The sequence below is a fragment of the Prevotella sp. Sow4_E9_plate genome (genome assembly GCF_052116205.1).
Taxonomy (GTDB): domain Bacteria; phylum Bacteroidota; class Bacteroidia; order Bacteroidales; family Bacteroidaceae; genus Prevotella.
Map to the genome: position 1 here is coordinate 1 of NZ_JBQKLN010000033.1, position 16112 is coordinate 16112.

The following is a 16112-nucleotide window of genomic DNA, read 5'->3' on the forward strand; positions in this document are numbered from 1 at the left end:
GTACACCCCGAACCGAACTTTAATTAGCAAGATTTTCAAAGATCTCTCGTGCTTACAGCGTATAGCTGCTTAGCACATTATTGAATTATTAACGAACTATTGTTATAGATAAAACTGATTTTATATCGACGGGTTGCCTTGTCTAAATCCTTCAGGACTTCAGACATGGAACGGTTGCTATAGCTTCGAGAGATGCGCTGTCCAAACGATGCCTGTACCAACAGACACATCAGGAAAGCGAACATATATTTCTTCATAATCTTTATATTGATTTGATACATATTACAAATAAGCCAACTTGTAAACAGACCTGTCAGCGACAGGGTTATTCTACAACAAGTTGCTCATTGTCCAAAGAGAGAACTATCTGCTGTGAATGATTCAATTCATCCACTACACTCTGCAGAATGTTCTCGCTGTTCCATTCATAATAGAAACGAAGCTGCTTGGCTTCCTGGTTCTGGAACACAATCTTCACTCCATAATACTCTGCCATTTCTCCGAGCATCGTTTCTAAGGAAACATTGTCGAAAGTCTTATGCACAATTTCCTTCTTGACATCAGATGACGTAGCTTTATCACTGACAGCAGCAGTATTTGGACTGGATACTACTTTTACCTGAGACGTATCCCCTGCCGATGTTTCTTCTACCTGACGATGCGAACTGAATGTATGAATGGCAGCAAAGGCGATGCAAGACAGCAAACATACACCTATAAAGGAAGCAGCGAGTTTGCGCCAATCAAAACGGGACTTCACTACCGGATGCTGGTCAGCAAACAATTGCCATTCCTTATCTACATCCAAATCTTTCTCTGTCGCTTCTTTATCAAAAGCCATACGCATCTCCATCATCGTGAGATAGGTCTGGCGAGACTTCTCATCTTGGAGAATCTCTTTCATCTGAGACTCAGAATAATGCTCTGGGTGCTCACTCATGTCGATTACTTGTGTTAACTTATCCATTGTTCTTGGGATTAAAATGTTCTTTTATTCGTTTGATACCTTGAGCAAGATGCTTATAGACGGCAGCCTCACTGATACCTAACTCTTCTGAGATTTCACGATAAGTGAGTTTCTGGCGATAATGCATATTGACCACGCGGCGGGTTTGGAGCGTCAATTCTTCATCTACAAAACTAAGCATCTGATCTGCCTTGCTCATCTCATGGTCTATCTCGTGAATGATTCGGTTTTCATCATGCACGATATCTACCGTATGGTCCACTTTAAGACCAGCCTTGACCTTTTCGTGAAGGGTCATCTTTCTGAGATAATTCAAACATCGGTTTCGAGTAAGAACGAGAAAGTAACCTTCCGTACTTTTAGGTGGAAGCCGAAGCTTTCCACTGAGCAAATCTGCAAAAATATCGCTCACCACATCCCTTGCGGTCTCTTCATCCCCTAGAATCATCCTCGAAACGAGAAACATCTTTGAATAATGCTGGCGAAAAAGTTGTTCTATCTTTTCCATTTCTATTTTTATCTGTATTGTTTATCCCAAGAACACATCAAGGTACAAAATTCCCAACCCATGAAGAAGAAAAAATATAAAAAAGTTAGCGCATAACAGTAGACCGCCGCATGCACATCACCTGTCATGCAAGCGCATATCAGCTGATATGCAAGCTCACAACAGCTGTTGTGCGACCAGAGATACTAGCTTTTCCAAAAACTTTAGCTGTCTTTTCCAACAATATATCAATAGCATACAAAAGAAAAAGAGGGTGCATCATAATCTTATGACACACCCTCCTTATTATATATGTGACTCTATTCTACTGATTAGTCCACGATAGGAGTATCTGCATAGTCGAGTACATTCTTTCTATTAGCTTGCATACGCTCGTACTCTTCCTTAGAGCCGACGATGAGCTTCTCCCACTGACGGAGACCAGTACCTGCAGGAATCAAGTGACCGCAGATTACATTCTCCTTCATACCCTCAAGGTAATCAACCTTACCACGGATAGCAGCCTCGTTCAAGACCTTAGTAGTTTCCTGGAAGGAAGCAGCACTCATGAAGCTCTTTGTACCAAGAGCAGCACGGGTGATACCCTGAAGAATCTGAGTAGAAGTAGCAGCTACGGCATCACGAACCTGTACAAGTTTCTTGTCACGACGCTTCAAGGCAGAGTTCTCATCACGCAATCTGCGTGCTGTGATAATCTGACCTGGCTTAAGTTCGGTGCTGTCGCCGGCATCGGTAACAACCTTCTTACCCCAGATACGATCATTTTCCTCAGCGAAGTCGAGCTTGTCAACCAACTCCTGCTCCAGGAATGTTGTATCACCTGGATCGTCGATACGAACCTTACGCATCATCTGACGTACCACAACCTCGAAGTGCTTATCGTTGATAGCCACACCCTGGAGACGGTAAACGTCCTGAATCTGGTTAACGATATACTCCTGAACAGCAGTAGGACCCATGATGGCGAGGATATCGCCAGGAGTTACACTACCATCAGAAAGAGGAGTACCAGCACGTACAGCATCATGCTCCTGTACCAGAATCTGCTTAGAGAGAGATACGAGATACTTCTTCTGATCACCAGTCTTAGATGTTACGATGATCTCACGGTTACCACGCTTTACCTTACCCATGGTTACCTCACCATCGATTTCTGATACGACAGCAGGGTTAGATGGGTTACGAGCCTCGAGAAGCTCGGTAACACGTGGAAGACCACCGGTGATATCACCAGCACCACCAACCGCACGAGGAATCTTAACCAACACCTCACCGGTCTTGATAGTCTGACCATCCTCAACAATGAGGTGACCACCTACAGGGAAGTTGTATGTACCAACTACCTCACCATTAGCATCGATAACATCACAAGAAGGAACCATCGCCTTATTCTTTGAATCAGTGATGATCTTCTCCTCCAAACCAGTGGTCTCATCGACCTCGGCACGGTAGGTCTGATCCTTCTGAACGTCATTGAACTTCAATGTACCGGCATACTGGCTGACGATAACGGCGTTGAATGGGTCCCAACGGGCAATCACAGTATCCTTTTCAACAACTTCACCTTCCTTATGATACAGAGAAGAACCGTAAGGAACATTCAATGTAGCAAGGATGATGTTTGTATTTGGATCAACGAAACGGATTTCGGCCAAGTGGCTTACTACCTTCTCGCACTTGATATCATTTCCTTCCTCATCTTCCTCGATGAAAGGAACAGTGCTCAATTCATCAAACTCGATACGAGACTTGTTCTTCGCAGCAATCTTAGCATTGGCAGCAGCGTTAGACGCAATACCACCGGCGTGGAATGTACGGAGAGTAAGCTGAGTACCAGGCTCACCAATAGCCTGAGCTGCGATGACACCGACAGCCTCACCAAGCTGAACCATGCGGGCTGTAGCCAAGTTACGACCGTAACACTTCATGCAGACACCCTTCTTGCTCTCACAGGTAAGTACGGAACGAATCTCAACGCTCTCGATAGGAGACTCATCGATTGCCTTAGCCTTTGGCTCAGTAATTTCCTCACCTGCCTTGACTATCAACTCACCTGTAGTTGGGTGGATAATGTCATGAACTGATACACGACCCAGGATACGCTCATAGAGTGAAGAAATAATCTCATCACCATTCTTCAATGCTGTACATACCAGACCGCGCAATGTACCACAATCCTCCTCAGTAATGATGACGTCATGAGAAACGTCAACAAGACGACGAGTCAGGTAACCAGCATCGGCAGTCTTCATAGCGGTATCCGCAAGACCCTTACGGGCACCATGAGAAGCGATAAAGTACTCCAACACTGACATACCCTCCTTAAAGTTAGAAAGGATAGGGTTCTCAATGATCTGCGCACCCTCTGCACCAGCCTTCTGAGGCTTAGCCATCAAACCACGCATACCTGACAACTGCTTAATCTGATCCTTAGAACCACGGGCTCCGGAATCAAGCATCATGTATACAGCGTTGAATCCCTGGTCAGCTTCAGTCATCTCCTTCATCAAGATGTTACCCAAGTCGGTATTTACGTGAGTCCATGCATCGATAACCTGGTTGTAACGCTCCTTGTTGGTGATGAAACCCATATTATAGTTGTTGGTGATTTCCTCAACCTCCTTGCGACCACGCTCAACGATAGCCTCCTTCTCTGGTGGGATAATGATATCACCAAGGTTAAATGACAAACCTGCAACGTATGCCATACGATAACCCAAGTTCTTGATACCATCGAGGAATTCACATGCCTCAGCCATACCTACGGCCTTGATTACACTAGAAATCAAGCCACGGAGAGTCTTCTTGGAGATGACATCGTTGAAGAATCCTACCTCATCAGGGATGATACCATTCACGATAACACGACCTACAGAAGTCTCAACCATACGCTTCTGAATCTTACCGTCAACCAAGTCGTCAACGACAACCTTTACCAAAGCGTGGAGATCACAACGACCCTCGTTACGGGCAATCAAAGCCTCCTCAGGACCGTAGAATGTCAATCCCTCGCCCTTTGCACCTGGACGAATCTTTGTAATATAGTAGAGACCAAGCACCATATCCTGAGAAGGAACGGTGATAGGTGCACCATTAGCAGGGTTCAGAATGTTATGGCTCTGGAGCATCAGAATCTGAGTCTCCAAGATAGCCTCATTGCTCAATGGAAGGTGAACAGCCATCTGGTCACCATCGAAGTCGGCGTTGAACGCTGTACATGCCAATGGGTGCAACTGGATAGCCTTACCCTCAATCATCTTAGGCTGGAAAGCCTGAATACCGAGACGGTGAAGTGTAGGGGCACGGTTCAACATAACCGGATGACCCTTCATCACGTTCTCGAGGATATCCCAGATAACAGGCTCGCGACGGTCAACAATCTTCTTGGCACTCTTAACAGTCTTGACAATACCACGCTCAATCAACTTGCGGATGATAAATGGTTTGTAAAGCTCAGCAGCCATCAACTTAGGAAGACCACACTCACCCATCTTCAACTCAGGACCTACAACGATTACCGAACGAGCAGAGTAGTCAACACGCTTACCCAACAAGTTCTGACGGAAACGACCCTGCTTACCCTTCAAAGAGTCAGAGAGAGACTTCAATGGACGATTGCTCTCACTCTTGACAGCAGAACTCTTGCGAGAGTTGTCGAACAAGCTGTCAACAGCCTCCTGCAACATACGCTTCTCGTTTCGGAGAATCACTTCAGGAGCCTTGATTTCAACCAATCTCTTCAAACGGTTGTTACGGATGATAACACGACGATAGAGGTCGTTCAAGTCTGATGTAGCGAAACGACCACCGTCCAGCGGTACCAATGGGCGAAGCTCTGGAGGAGTAACAGGAATAATCTTCATGATCATCCATTCAGGCTTGTTAATACCCTTGCTGGCACGGAAACCCTCTACTACCTGAAGACGCTTCAAAGCCTCAGTCTTACGCTGCTGGCTAGAATCGTTGTTAGCTCGGTCACGAAGTTCGTATGACAGATTGTCGAGGTCTACATCCTGAAGAAGCTCATAGATAGCCTCTGCACCCATCTTGGCAATGAACTTGTTAGGATCAGAATCATCCAAACGATCATTTTCCTCGCTGATCTGGTTGTCGATAATGTCGATATACTCATCTTCTGTCAGGAGATCGAGCTTATGAGAACCGTTTACTTCCAATCCATCAGCATCTGTCTTACCTTCCATCACACCAGGCTGGATAACTACATACTTCTCGTAGTAGATAACAGCATCAAGTTTCTTGGTTGGCATACCGAGGAGGTAACCAATCTTGTTAGGAAGAGAACGGAAATACCAGATGTGAGCTACAGGAACAACGAGTTCGATGTGACCAGAACGCTCACGACGAACCTTCTTCTCAGTAACCTCTACACCGCATCGGTCGCAGACGATTCCCTTGTAGCGGATGCGCTTGTACTTACCGCAGGCGCACTCATAGTCCTTGGTAGGACCAAAAATGCGCTCGCAGAAGAGACCATCACGCTCCGGCTTGTATGTTCGATAATTAATGGTTTCAGGCTTAGTAACCTCACCATACGAATTTTCCAGGATCTCCTCAGGAGAAGCGAGACCGATGGTAATCTTCGTAAAATTATTCTTTACCTTTGTATCTTTTTTGAAAGCCATGTTTCTATATCTTAATTAGGGGTTCTCAAAATTAATCCAGCTTGATGCTCAAGCCAAGGCCGCGAAGCTCATGGAGCAATACGTTGAGTGACTCTGGAATGCCAGGTGTTGGCATTGGATCACCCTTCACGATTGCCTCGTATGCCTTGCTACGTCCTACAACGTCATCTGACTTGATAGTCAGAATCTCCTGCAATACGTGGCTGGCACCGAATGCCTCGATGGCCCAAACCTCCATCTCTCCGAATCGCTGACCACCAAACTGTGCCTTACCACCAAGTGGCTGCTGAGTAATCAGAGAGTAAGGACCGATGGAACGTGCGTGCATCTTATCCTCAACCATGTGACCCAACTTCAAGAAGTAAGTCATACCAACTGTAGCTGGCTGGTCGAACTGCTCACCTGTCTCACCATCATAGAGGTAAGTAGAACAGAAGCGAGGCAAACCAGCCTTATCTGTCCATTCAGAAAGGTCTTCCAGCTTAGCACCGTCAAAGATAGGAGTAGCGAACTTAACACCCAACTTCTTACCTGCAGCACCGAGGATACACTCAAAGATCTGACCAAGGTTCATTCGAGAAGGCACACCCAATGGGTTCAATACCATATCAACAGGACGACCGTCTGCCATGAATGGCATATCCTCAAGACGAACTACCTTAGAAACGATACCCTTATTACCGTGACGACCAGCAAGCTTATCACCTACCTGAATCTTACGCTTCTTAGCGATGTAAACCTTAGCCATCTGAAGAATTCCTGATGGAAGCTCATCACCGATAGTAATAGCAAACTTGCGACGCTTCAACTCAGCATCAAGCTGCTTGTACTTGCGGATATAGTTCATGATCAAACGCTGGATCAAACCATTGGTATGGTCATCATCTGTCCAACCATTAGACTGAACGCCATCATACTCCAGGTTCTTCAAGGCAGTAGCAGTGAACTTGCTACCCTTGGTAATGATTTCAGCACCTGTATAATCCTTGACGCCCTCAGAAGTCTTTCCCTCTGTCAGAGTGAGCAACTTATCAACGAGGATATCCTTCAAGTCGTCTCCCTTTGCCTCGTACTCCTCATCAATCTTTGCAAGTATAATCTTATCCTGCTTCTTGGATTCACGAGTCTTCACTGCACGTGAGAACAACTTCTTGTCAATAACAACACCACTCAAAGATGGATTAGCCTTCAATGAAGAATCCTTCACATCACCAGCCTTGTCACCGAAGATAGCACGGAGCAACTTCTCTTCTGGTGAAGGATCGCTCTCACCCTTAGGTGAAATCTTACCAATCATGATATCGCCTGGTTCAATTCTAGCACCTACGCGAACGATACCATTATCATCGAGGTCCTTTGTAGCTTCTTCGCTTACGTTTGGAATATCAGAAGTAAATTCCTCTACACCACGCTTAGTCTCACGAACATCAAGAGAATACTCGTCTACGTGAACAGAAGTCAACACGTCATCGCGAACCATGCGCTCAGAGATAACGACGGCATCCTCATAGTTATAACCCTTCCAAGGGATATAAGCAACGAGCAAGTTACGACCCAAAGCCAACTCACCATTTTCAGTAGCATAACCCTCAGTCAGGATATCGCCAGCCTTCACACGTTGACCCTTATTGCAGATAGGACGCAAGTCGATGGTCATATTCTGGTTGGTACGACGGAACTTAGGAATACGATACTCCTTCAAAGCAGGCTCGAAGCTTACGAACTCATCATCCTCTGTACGATCGTAAAGAATACGGATGGTTGTAGCATCTACATATTCGATAACACCCTCGCCTTCTGCAGTAACCATAGTACGTGAATCTTCACAAACCTGCTTCTCAAGACCAGTACCTACGATAGGTGCATCATTGTGAAGCAATGGAACAGCCTGGCGCATCATGTTACATCCCATCAACGCACGGTGACCGTCATCATGCTCCAAGAATGGAATCAAACCTGCTGATACAGAAGCAATCTGCTGAGGTGACACGTCAACATAATCAACGTCTGCAGGAGGAACAACTGGGTAATCAGCATCCTGACGGCACTTAACAACGTCACGGATAAATTCACCTTCTTCTGTCAAAGGAGCATTACCCTGACCAATAATCTTAGCCTCTTCATCCTCAGCGGTCAAGAATACGACATCAGCATTATCCATGTCAACCTTGCTGTCGTTAACCTTACGGTAAGGAGTAACGATAAAGCCAAGGTCATTGATCTTTGCATACATACAGAGAGAAGAAATCAAACCGATGTTTGGACCTTCAGGACTCTCAATAGGACAAAGACGACCATAGTGAGTATAGTGTACGTCACGAACCTCGAAACCTGCACGCTCACGAGACAAACCACCAGGACCGAGGGCAGAAAGACGACGCTTGTGAGTTACCTCAGCCAATGGGTTGGTCTGGTCCATGAACTGTGACAATGGGTTTGTACCGAAGAATGAGTTGATAACACTAGAGATGGTCTTGGCATTGATCAAATCTGTTGGTGTAAACACCTCATTGTCACGAACGTTCATACGCTCACGGATTGTACGGCTCATACGTGCCAAACCGATAGAGAACTGGTTAGCCAACTGCTCGCCAACGGTACGAACACGACGGTTAGACAAGTGGTCGATATCATCAACTGTAGCACTTGAGTTGATGAGCTGAATCAAATATTTGATAATCTCGATGATATCGTCCTTAGTCAAAACGCGGACATCCATATCTGTATCGAGACCCAACTTCTTATTAATACGGTAGCGACCTACCTCACCCAAATCATAACGCTTGTCTGAGAAGAACAAGTTCTGGAATACTTCGCGTGCACTGGCATCATCAGCAGGATCAGCATTACGCAACTGACGATAAATGTAGTTGACAGCCTCTTTTTCAGAGTTACTTGGGTCCTTTGCCAATGTATTGAAGATGATGGTAAACTTGTTTGCAGCCTCTTCATTCTTGTGAAGAAGAACAGTAGAAGCACCACTCTCAACAATCTCCTCGATGTTATCGACAGTCAACTCGGTTTCACGTTCCATGATAACCTCGTTACGTTCGATAGATACAACTTCACCAGTATCCTCATCAACGAAGTCCTCATACCAACTCTTCAGGACACGTGCAGCAAGCTTGCGACCGATAGCAGCCTTCATATTCTTCTTGTTAACCTTAACCTCCTCAGCAAGGTCGAAAATCTGGAGAATATCCTTATCCTGCTCATAGCCGATAGCACGAAGCAAGGTAGTAACAGGCAACTTCTTCTTACGGTCGATGTAAGCATACATCACATTATTGATGTCAGTAGCAAACTCAATCCAGCTACCCTTGAAAGGAATGATACGGGCAGAATAGAGAAGAGTACCATTTGCATGAACACCCTGTCCAAAGAACACACCAGGTGAACGGTGCAACTGAGAAACAACAACACGCTCAGCACCATTGATGACGAATGTACCGTTAGAAGTCATGTAAGGGATAGTACCCAAGAATACATCTTGAATGAAAGTACCGAAATCCTCATGGTCAGGATCAGTACAATACAGTTTCATCTTAGCCTTCAAAGGTACGCTATATGTAAGACCGCGCTCCAAGCACTCATCGATAGAATAACGAGGAGGGTCAATATAGTAATCCAAGAACTCAAGAACGAAATTATTACGAGTATCGGTGATAGGGAAATTCTCAGAGAACACCTTATACAAACCGTCATTCTTGCGTTCCTCAGGCGGAGTATCCAACTGTAAGAAGTCCTTAAAAGACTTTAACTGCACATCGAGAAAATCCGGATATGGGTACGGATTATGGACGCTGGCAAAATTTACTCTGTTATCAACAATTTTTGTAGCCATTAGAAGTTATTAAATGGGGTTTTATTAACATGATAATAAAAGACACAAAAAGGTTAGGACTCGCCTACTAGGAGAATCCTAACCATTATGTAAGAGATGTAATTAATCTAATTACTTGAGCTCTACCTTAGCACCAGCCTCTTCGATAGCCTTCTTAAGGTTCTCAGCCTCGTCCTTAGATACACCCTCCTTGATTGTAGAAGGAGCACCGTCTACGAGATCCTTAGCCTCTTTCAAACCGAGACCACAAGCCTCCTTAACAGCCTTTACTACCTGGAGCTTAGCGCCACCAACTTCAGCGAGAACTACGTCGAATGAAGACTTCTCCTCAGCTGCAGCTGCACCACCAGCAGCAGGACCAGCAGCTACAGCTACAGCTGCAGCAGCAGGCTCAATTCCATACTCGTCCTTGAGGACTGTTGCCAACTCATTAACTTCCTTAACAGTAAGATTTACTAACTCTTCTGCAATAGCTTTGATATCTGCCATTTTATTCTAAATTTTTATTTGTTTATACTATTAAAATTGATAACATTGTGATTGATTACTCAGGACGCTCGCCCAATGTCTTAAGCACACCGTGAATAGTGTTGCTTCCTGATTGAAGAGCAGAAACAACGTTCTTTGCTGGAGACTGGAGCAAAGCAACAATCTCTGCGATAACCTCGCTCTTGCTCTTGATTGCTGAAAGTTCTGCGAGCTTGTCTGCACCAACATAAAATCCTTCCTCTGCATAAGCAGCCTTCAATGCTGGGATGCCTTCCTTCTCGTATTCCTTCAACAACTTAGCTGGTACATTAGCTACGTTAGTGAACATAACTGCTGTAGTACCCTTCAAGCTGCCATAAAGCTCAGAGAAATCGATGTCTGATGCCTCAAATGCCTTGTGAAGCAAGGTATTCTTAACAACAACCATCTTAATCTCACTCTTGAAACACTTGCGACGAAGATTGCTTGTCTTCTCTGCATCCAATCCTGTAACATCTACAAGATAGAAGTGAGGGAATTCCTGAAGCAACTGTCCAAGTTTGGTGATGATAGTATCTTTAACTTCTTTCTTCATTTTACAAAACTTTTAGAGTTATTCAACTGATTTAGGATCAATCTTGATACCCTTACTCATAGTGCTAGAAATAAAGATACTCTTGATATATGTACCTTTAGCAGCAGCAGGCTTCAACTTGATAACTGTATTGATGAACTCCTTAGCATTTCCGTAGATCTGCTCTGAGGTCATACTAACCTTACCGATTGAAGTGTGGATAATACCAGCCTTATCAACCTTAAAGTCAATCTTACCTTGCTTAACTTCCTTAACTGCCTTAGCAACATCCATAGTTACAGTGCCACTCTTAGGGTTTGGCATCAATCCACGAGGACCGAGAACACGACCCAAAGGACCAATCTTACCCATGCAAGATGGCATTGTGATGATGACATCAATATCTGTCCAACCACCCTTAATCTTCTCAACATATTCGTCGAGACCTACGTAGTCAGCGCCTGCTTCCTTAGCAGCAGCTTCCTGATCAGGAGTACAGAGAGCGAGCACGCGAGTAACCTTACCGGTACCGTTTGGCAATGAAACAACGCCACGAACCATCTGGTTAGCCTTACGTGGGTCAACACCTAAACGTACATCAATATCAAGAGATGCATCAAACTTGGTTGTGGTAATTTCCTTAACCAACTCTGCAGCCTCTTTCAAAGTGTACATCTTCCCTGCTTCAACCTTATCAGCTACTGATTTTTGATTTTTTGTCAGTTTACTCATTTTTCTAATTGAAGTTTTAAATTATTTACCAGGGAAGTCTCCCTTTACAGTAATACCCATACTTCTTGCAGTACCAGCGATGAGCTTCATAGCTGACTCTACAGTAAAGCAGTTCAAGTCCTTCATCTTATCCTCAGCGATTACCTTTACCTGATCCCAAGTAAGAGAAGCAACCTTCTGACGATTAGGCTGAGCAGAACCACTCTTGATTTTTGCAGCCTCTTTCAACTGTACAGCAGCAGGAGGAGTCTTGATAACGAAATCGAACGACTTGTCAGTGTAGTATGTAATAACAACTGGCAATACCTTACCTGCTTTGTCCTGGGTACGGGCGTTGAACTCCTTGCAGAATCCCATGATATTAATACCTTTAGAACCCAGAGCAGGTCCTACTGGAGGTGAAGGATTTGCAGCGCCACCTTTAATCTGTAATTTGATTAATCCAGCAACTTCTTTAGCCATTTTCTTGTTAATATTTAAAATTGAAACTTATAAAAGGATCTAAAATTCTCGTAACAGAATCCTATTCCTTTTCTACTTGCATAAAACCTAATTCCAACGGAGTTTTACGTCCGAAGATCTTAACCGTTACCTTCAGCTTATGTTTCTCCAAGTTAACCTCTTCGATAACACCACTGAATCCACTGAATGGACCTTCCATTACCTTAACAGTATCATTAACGAGATAAGGACAATCAAGATTCTCCTCAAACTCAGTCTCTTCTGCTGCTCCCAACATTCGATTGATATCTCTCTGTGGGACAGGTGTAGGCTCATCCAATCCTCCAAGGAAACCTAGAACGTTAGGCATGAAACGCAGTGTATGCGCAACATCACCCTTCAGTTTAGCCTCCACAAAAACATAACCTGGAAGAGATACTTTTTCTTTAACGACTCTCTTACCATTACGCACAGCCGCATGCTTCTCAACTGGTATAAGCACCTGAGAAACATTTGCTGCAAGTAAGTCATTGTGCTTCATCTCAGCTTCGATGTATTCTTTCACCTTAGCCTCTTTACCGCTTACGGCCTTGAGCACATACCATTTATTTCCTGCGTCTGCCATTTCCTTTAAAAATTAACCTGGATAAACAACACCCATAAAGGCTTTGAATATAGAGTCCATCGCGAACACCACCAATGCAATGACTAGGGAAGCAGATAATACAACCATTGCACTATGAGTAAGTTCGGCACGTGATGGCCAAGTAGTCTTATGCGCAAGTTCATCGTAACATGCCTTGCAATAATTTACTATTTTATTCATATTATCTTCTATTTTGCACGGGTTGAAGGGCTCGAACCCTCGACACCTGGTTTTGGAGACCAGTGCTCTACCAACTGAGCTAAACCCGTAAGTTGACTTCCGCCTCCGCAGAAGCGGAAGTCATATATAGTAAGTCTAGATAATTCTAAAATTACTGAATATCGTCGAGGAGTGCTGTAATCTGACCAGAACCTACTGTACGACCACCCTCACGGATAGCGAAACGAAGACCCTCGTTCAAAGCAACCTTGTAGATCAACACTACCTCAATCTCTACGTTATCACCAGGCATTACCATCTCAACTCCCTCTGGAAGCTTGATTTCACCTGTACAGTCCATAGTACGGAGATAGAACTGAGGACGATACTTGTTACCGAATGGAGTATGACGTCCACCCTCTTCCTTCTTCAATACATAGATAGAAGCCTTGAAGTGATCGTGAGGAGTAATAGCACCTGGGTGTACAACTACCATACCACGCTTAACTTCTGCCTTGTCAATACCACGGAGAAGCAAACCTACGTTATCACCTGCCTCACCCTCAGCGAGTACCTTACGGAACATCTCAACACCAGTGATAACAGACTTCTTATCCTCACCAAGACCGAGCAACTGAACTTCGTCACCTACCTTGCAACGACCAGTCTCGATACGACCAGTAGCAACAGTACCACGACCTGTGATTGAGAATACGTCCTCGATAGGCATCAAGAATGGCTTGTCAACCTCACGCTCAGGCTCCTGAATCCACTCATCAACTACGTCCATCAAGTTCTCAACAGACTTAACCCACTTCTCTACACCGTTCAAAGCACCGAGAGCAGAACCGCGTACGATTGGAGTATCCTCCTCATAACCGTACTGTTCGAGGATCTCATGAAGCTCCATCTCAACGAGCTCAAGCATCTCCTCATCGTCAACCATATCACACTTGTTCAAGAAAACAACCAAGCGAGGAACGTTTACCTGACGTGCAAGAAGTACGTGCTCACGTGTCTGTGGCATAGGACCATCAGTAGCAGCACAAACCAAGATAGCACCATCCATCTGAGCAGCACCAGTAACCATGTTCTTTACATAGTCAGCGTGTCCAGGACAGTCAACGTGCGCATAGTGACGCTTTGCAGTCTCATACTCGATGTGAGCAGAGTTGATAGTGATACCACGCTCTTTCTCCTCAGGAGCATTATCAATCTGATCGAATGACTTAACTTCCTCAGTTGTACCGAGCTTCTCATTCAATACCTTAGAGATAGCAGCGGTCAGAGTAGTCTTACCATGGTCAACATGACCAATTGTACCAATGTTAACATGCGGTTTGGTACGCACGAATTCTTCTTTAGCCATAGCTTTTCTTTTTATTTATATAAATGAATAATCTGTTCCTCTACCATCCTAAAGCATCTAGAACGATAGAGCTGTAACTGAGAGTTGAACTCAGGACCTCTTCCTTACCAAGGAAGTGCTCTACCACTGAGCTATTACAGCAAGTTAATAAATTGAGCGGAAAACGGGGCTCAAACCCGCGACCCCCAGCTTGGAAGGCTAGTGCTCTATCAACTGAGCTATTTCCGCTTATCAAAGAAAGTGGGTAGTGATGGATTCGAACCACCGAAGGCATAGCCAGCAGATTTACAGTCTGCCCCATTTGGCCACTCTGGTAACTACCCATAAACTTTCCTTTCGAGCCTCTTGTCGGATTCGAACCAACGACCCCGAGATTACAAATCACGTGCTCTGGCCAACTGAGCTAAAGAGGCAATCTTTACAGCCGCAATACGGCTAAGTTTTCGACCTATCGGAAAACGGCTGCAAAGATACAACTATTTTTTGAATCCACAAAATTTTTTCGTGTTTTTTTTATCGATTCCTTGTTTTTTCTTTAAATTTGGTCAATTGAACCTTCATAGAATCCACTGCCTGGTCAACTCCCTCCTCAAAAGTATCGCATGTCTTCTCCACGAACAAATGGGTTCCTGGGACTGCAACATCGAGATGGACTTCCTTGTTAAGGGCAGTAGCAGGTTTTACGACCTTTAATTGCACCTCTACTTTCTGTATATCTTCATAAGTTTTCTCCAACTTGGCGATTTTCTTCTCGATAAACGCCTGTAACTTCTCAGTAGCGTCGAAATGAATCGACTGAATCTTAATTTCCATAGTGACCTCCAATTTTAAAAGGTTATGCCCTTGGATGGGCTTCATTATAAACTCGCTTTAACTGTTCGAACGTTGTATGCGTATAAATCTCCGTAGTAGAGAGCTTGGCATGTCCCAACAGTTTTTTCAAACTTTCAATACCAACATGATGATTCAACATTGCCGTAGCAAACGTATGCCTCAAGACATGTGGACTTTTCTTTTTCAACGAGCAGACCCTCGAGAGGTTTTCCTTCACAATAGAGCGAACATTTGCAGTACTCATCCTCATCCCCTTTCTAGAAAGAAACAAAGCATCCGACTTTCGCTCCAAGCTAAGATTCCTTAGCCTTATATATCCTTGTAAAGTTTCACAAAGCTCGTCACCAAACGGAATGACACGCTGCTTATTTCCCTTTCCCGTGACCTTCAACTCTTTATTCAGAAAGTTGACATCCTCATCATTCAAGCCAACCAGTTCCGAGACTCGCATCCCAGTTTCATAGAACGTTATAATTAAGGTACGCGCACGTACACTATTATAATCAGCCCCCCACTGTTGCTTATCCAGCAAATCCTCCAACTCACTCTCTTTCAAGAATTGCGGCAGAGGTTTTTCTTTTTTCGGCCCTTGGACTTGATAAACAGGATCACTTCCCACATAATGCCTCGACAAGGCAAAACGATAAAAAGTCTTCAAAGCACTCAACCTTCTACAGACTGAAGTAGCCTTATTTCCCTCGTCAATCATCTGAGCCATCCAGTTACGGACGAGATCAGCATCAACGGTTTCCCAAGAGAAGGAATCAGACAAGTCCCTAGCAAACTTCTCGAAGTGTTTCAAATCATCCCGATAGCTTTCTACTGTCCTTTGCGACCTATTCAGTTCACACTCTAAGTATTCTAAGAACTTGTCAATATTCAGCATAAGGTTGCTCATTCTGTTATTCGGCAACGAAGTTACGAAAA

At 44.4% G+C, this 16112-nt stretch carries 14 protein-coding genes and 5 tRNA genes; all 19 read right to left on the reverse strand.

Going from position 1 to position 16112, the window contains the following annotated elements:
* Positions 1-77 precede the first annotated feature (77 nt).
* The 19 genes from ACTQ53_RS12080 to ACTQ53_RS12170 all read right to left on the reverse strand — a co-directional run bounded on the left by ACTQ53_RS12080 (position 78) and on the right by ACTQ53_RS12170 (position 16068).
* Positions 78-257: a hypothetical protein gene (locus ACTQ53_RS12080; RefSeq protein ID WP_441933156.1), complete on the reverse strand. Its 180-nt coding sequence runs from the start codon at positions 255-257 to the stop codon at positions 78-80.
* Positions 258-325: 68 nt separating this feature from the next.
* Positions 326-967, reverse strand: a complete 642-nt coding sequence (locus ACTQ53_RS12085) for a DUF4974 domain-containing protein (RefSeq protein WP_441933157.1) — start codon at positions 965-967, stop codon at positions 326-328.
* Positions 960-1475, reverse strand: coding sequence for a sigma-70 family RNA polymerase sigma factor (locus tag ACTQ53_RS12090; RefSeq protein WP_441933159.1), 516 nt, complete (start codon positions 1473-1475; stop codon positions 960-962). Before ACTQ53_RS12090 ends, ACTQ53_RS12085 begins: the two co-directional genes overlap by 8 nt.
* A 311-nt stretch (positions 1476-1786) precedes the next feature.
* Positions 1787-6118 (reverse strand): DNA-directed RNA polymerase subunit beta', encoded by a 4332-nt coding sequence (gene rpoC / locus ACTQ53_RS12095; protein WP_294969760.1) that lies wholly within the window; start codon positions 6116-6118, stop codon positions 1787-1789.
* Positions 6119-6149: 31 nt separating this feature from the next.
* Positions 6150-9962, reverse strand: a complete 3813-nt coding sequence (rpoB, locus tag ACTQ53_RS12100) for a DNA-directed RNA polymerase subunit beta (protein WP_294969762.1) — start codon at positions 9960-9962, stop codon at positions 6150-6152.
* A 111-nt stretch (positions 9963-10073) separates the two neighbouring features.
* The gene (gene rplL, locus ACTQ53_RS12105; protein WP_089543935.1) at positions 10074-10451 is read right to left on the reverse strand and encodes a 50S ribosomal protein L7/L12; all 378 of its coding nucleotides are present in this window, start codon (positions 10449-10451) and stop codon (positions 10074-10076) included.
* A 55-nt stretch (positions 10452-10506) separates the two neighbouring features.
* Positions 10507-11025, reverse strand: coding sequence for a 50S ribosomal protein L10 (gene rplJ / locus ACTQ53_RS12110; RefSeq protein ID WP_294969765.1), 519 nt, complete (start codon positions 11023-11025; stop codon positions 10507-10509).
* An 18-nt stretch (positions 11026-11043) separates the two neighbouring features.
* A complete protein-coding gene (rplA, locus tag ACTQ53_RS12115) occupies positions 11044-11736 on the reverse strand; it encodes a 50S ribosomal protein L1 (RefSeq protein WP_294700320.1) in 693 nt (230 codons plus the stop codon).
* A gap of 21 nt (positions 11737-11757) precedes the next feature.
* Positions 11758-12198: a 50S ribosomal protein L11 gene (rplK, locus tag ACTQ53_RS12120; protein ID WP_089543938.1), complete on the reverse strand. Its 441-nt coding sequence runs from the start codon at positions 12196-12198 to the stop codon at positions 11758-11760.
* A gap of 61 nt (positions 12199-12259) precedes the next feature.
* Complete coding sequence (gene nusG / locus ACTQ53_RS12125; RefSeq protein ID WP_153125275.1) at positions 12260-12802, reverse strand: transcription termination/antitermination protein NusG; 543 nt, start codon at positions 12800-12802, stop codon at positions 12260-12262.
* Between the two features lie 12 nt (positions 12803-12814).
* Positions 12815-13003 carry a preprotein translocase subunit SecE gene (secE, locus tag ACTQ53_RS12130; protein WP_006848848.1) on the reverse strand — a complete coding sequence of 63 codons (189 nt, stop codon included), beginning with the start codon at positions 13001-13003 and terminating at the stop codon, positions 12815-12817.
* Between the two features lie 16 nt (positions 13004-13019).
* Positions 13020-13092: transfer RNA gene (locus ACTQ53_RS12135), tRNA-Trp, on the reverse strand.
* Positions 13093-13154: 62 nt separating this feature from the next.
* Positions 13155-14351: an elongation factor Tu gene (tuf, locus tag ACTQ53_RS12140; RefSeq protein ID WP_441933164.1), complete on the reverse strand. Its 1197-nt coding sequence runs from the start codon at positions 14349-14351 to the stop codon at positions 13155-13157.
* 69 nt (positions 14352-14420) lie between these two features.
* Positions 14421-14492, reverse strand: a tRNA-Thr gene (locus ACTQ53_RS12145).
* A 14-nt stretch (positions 14493-14506) separates the two neighbouring features.
* Positions 14507-14579 (reverse strand) — tRNA-Gly (locus tag ACTQ53_RS12150).
* A gap of 13 nt (positions 14580-14592) precedes the next feature.
* Positions 14593-14674, reverse strand: a tRNA-Tyr gene (locus ACTQ53_RS12155).
* Positions 14675-14690: 16 nt separating this feature from the next.
* A tRNA-Thr gene (locus ACTQ53_RS12160) sits at positions 14691-14764 on the reverse strand.
* A gap of 100 nt (positions 14765-14864) precedes the next feature.
* Positions 14865-15164, reverse strand: a complete 300-nt coding sequence (gene hpf, locus ACTQ53_RS12165) for a ribosome hibernation-promoting factor, HPF/YfiA family (protein ID WP_217760866.1) — start codon at positions 15162-15164, stop codon at positions 14865-14867.
* A 22-nt stretch (positions 15165-15186) separates the two neighbouring features.
* Entirely contained in the window at positions 15187-16068 is an 882-nt protein-coding gene (locus ACTQ53_RS12170; RefSeq protein WP_441933191.1) for a tyrosine-type recombinase/integrase, read from the reverse strand.
* Positions 16069-16112: the final 44 nt, after the last annotated feature.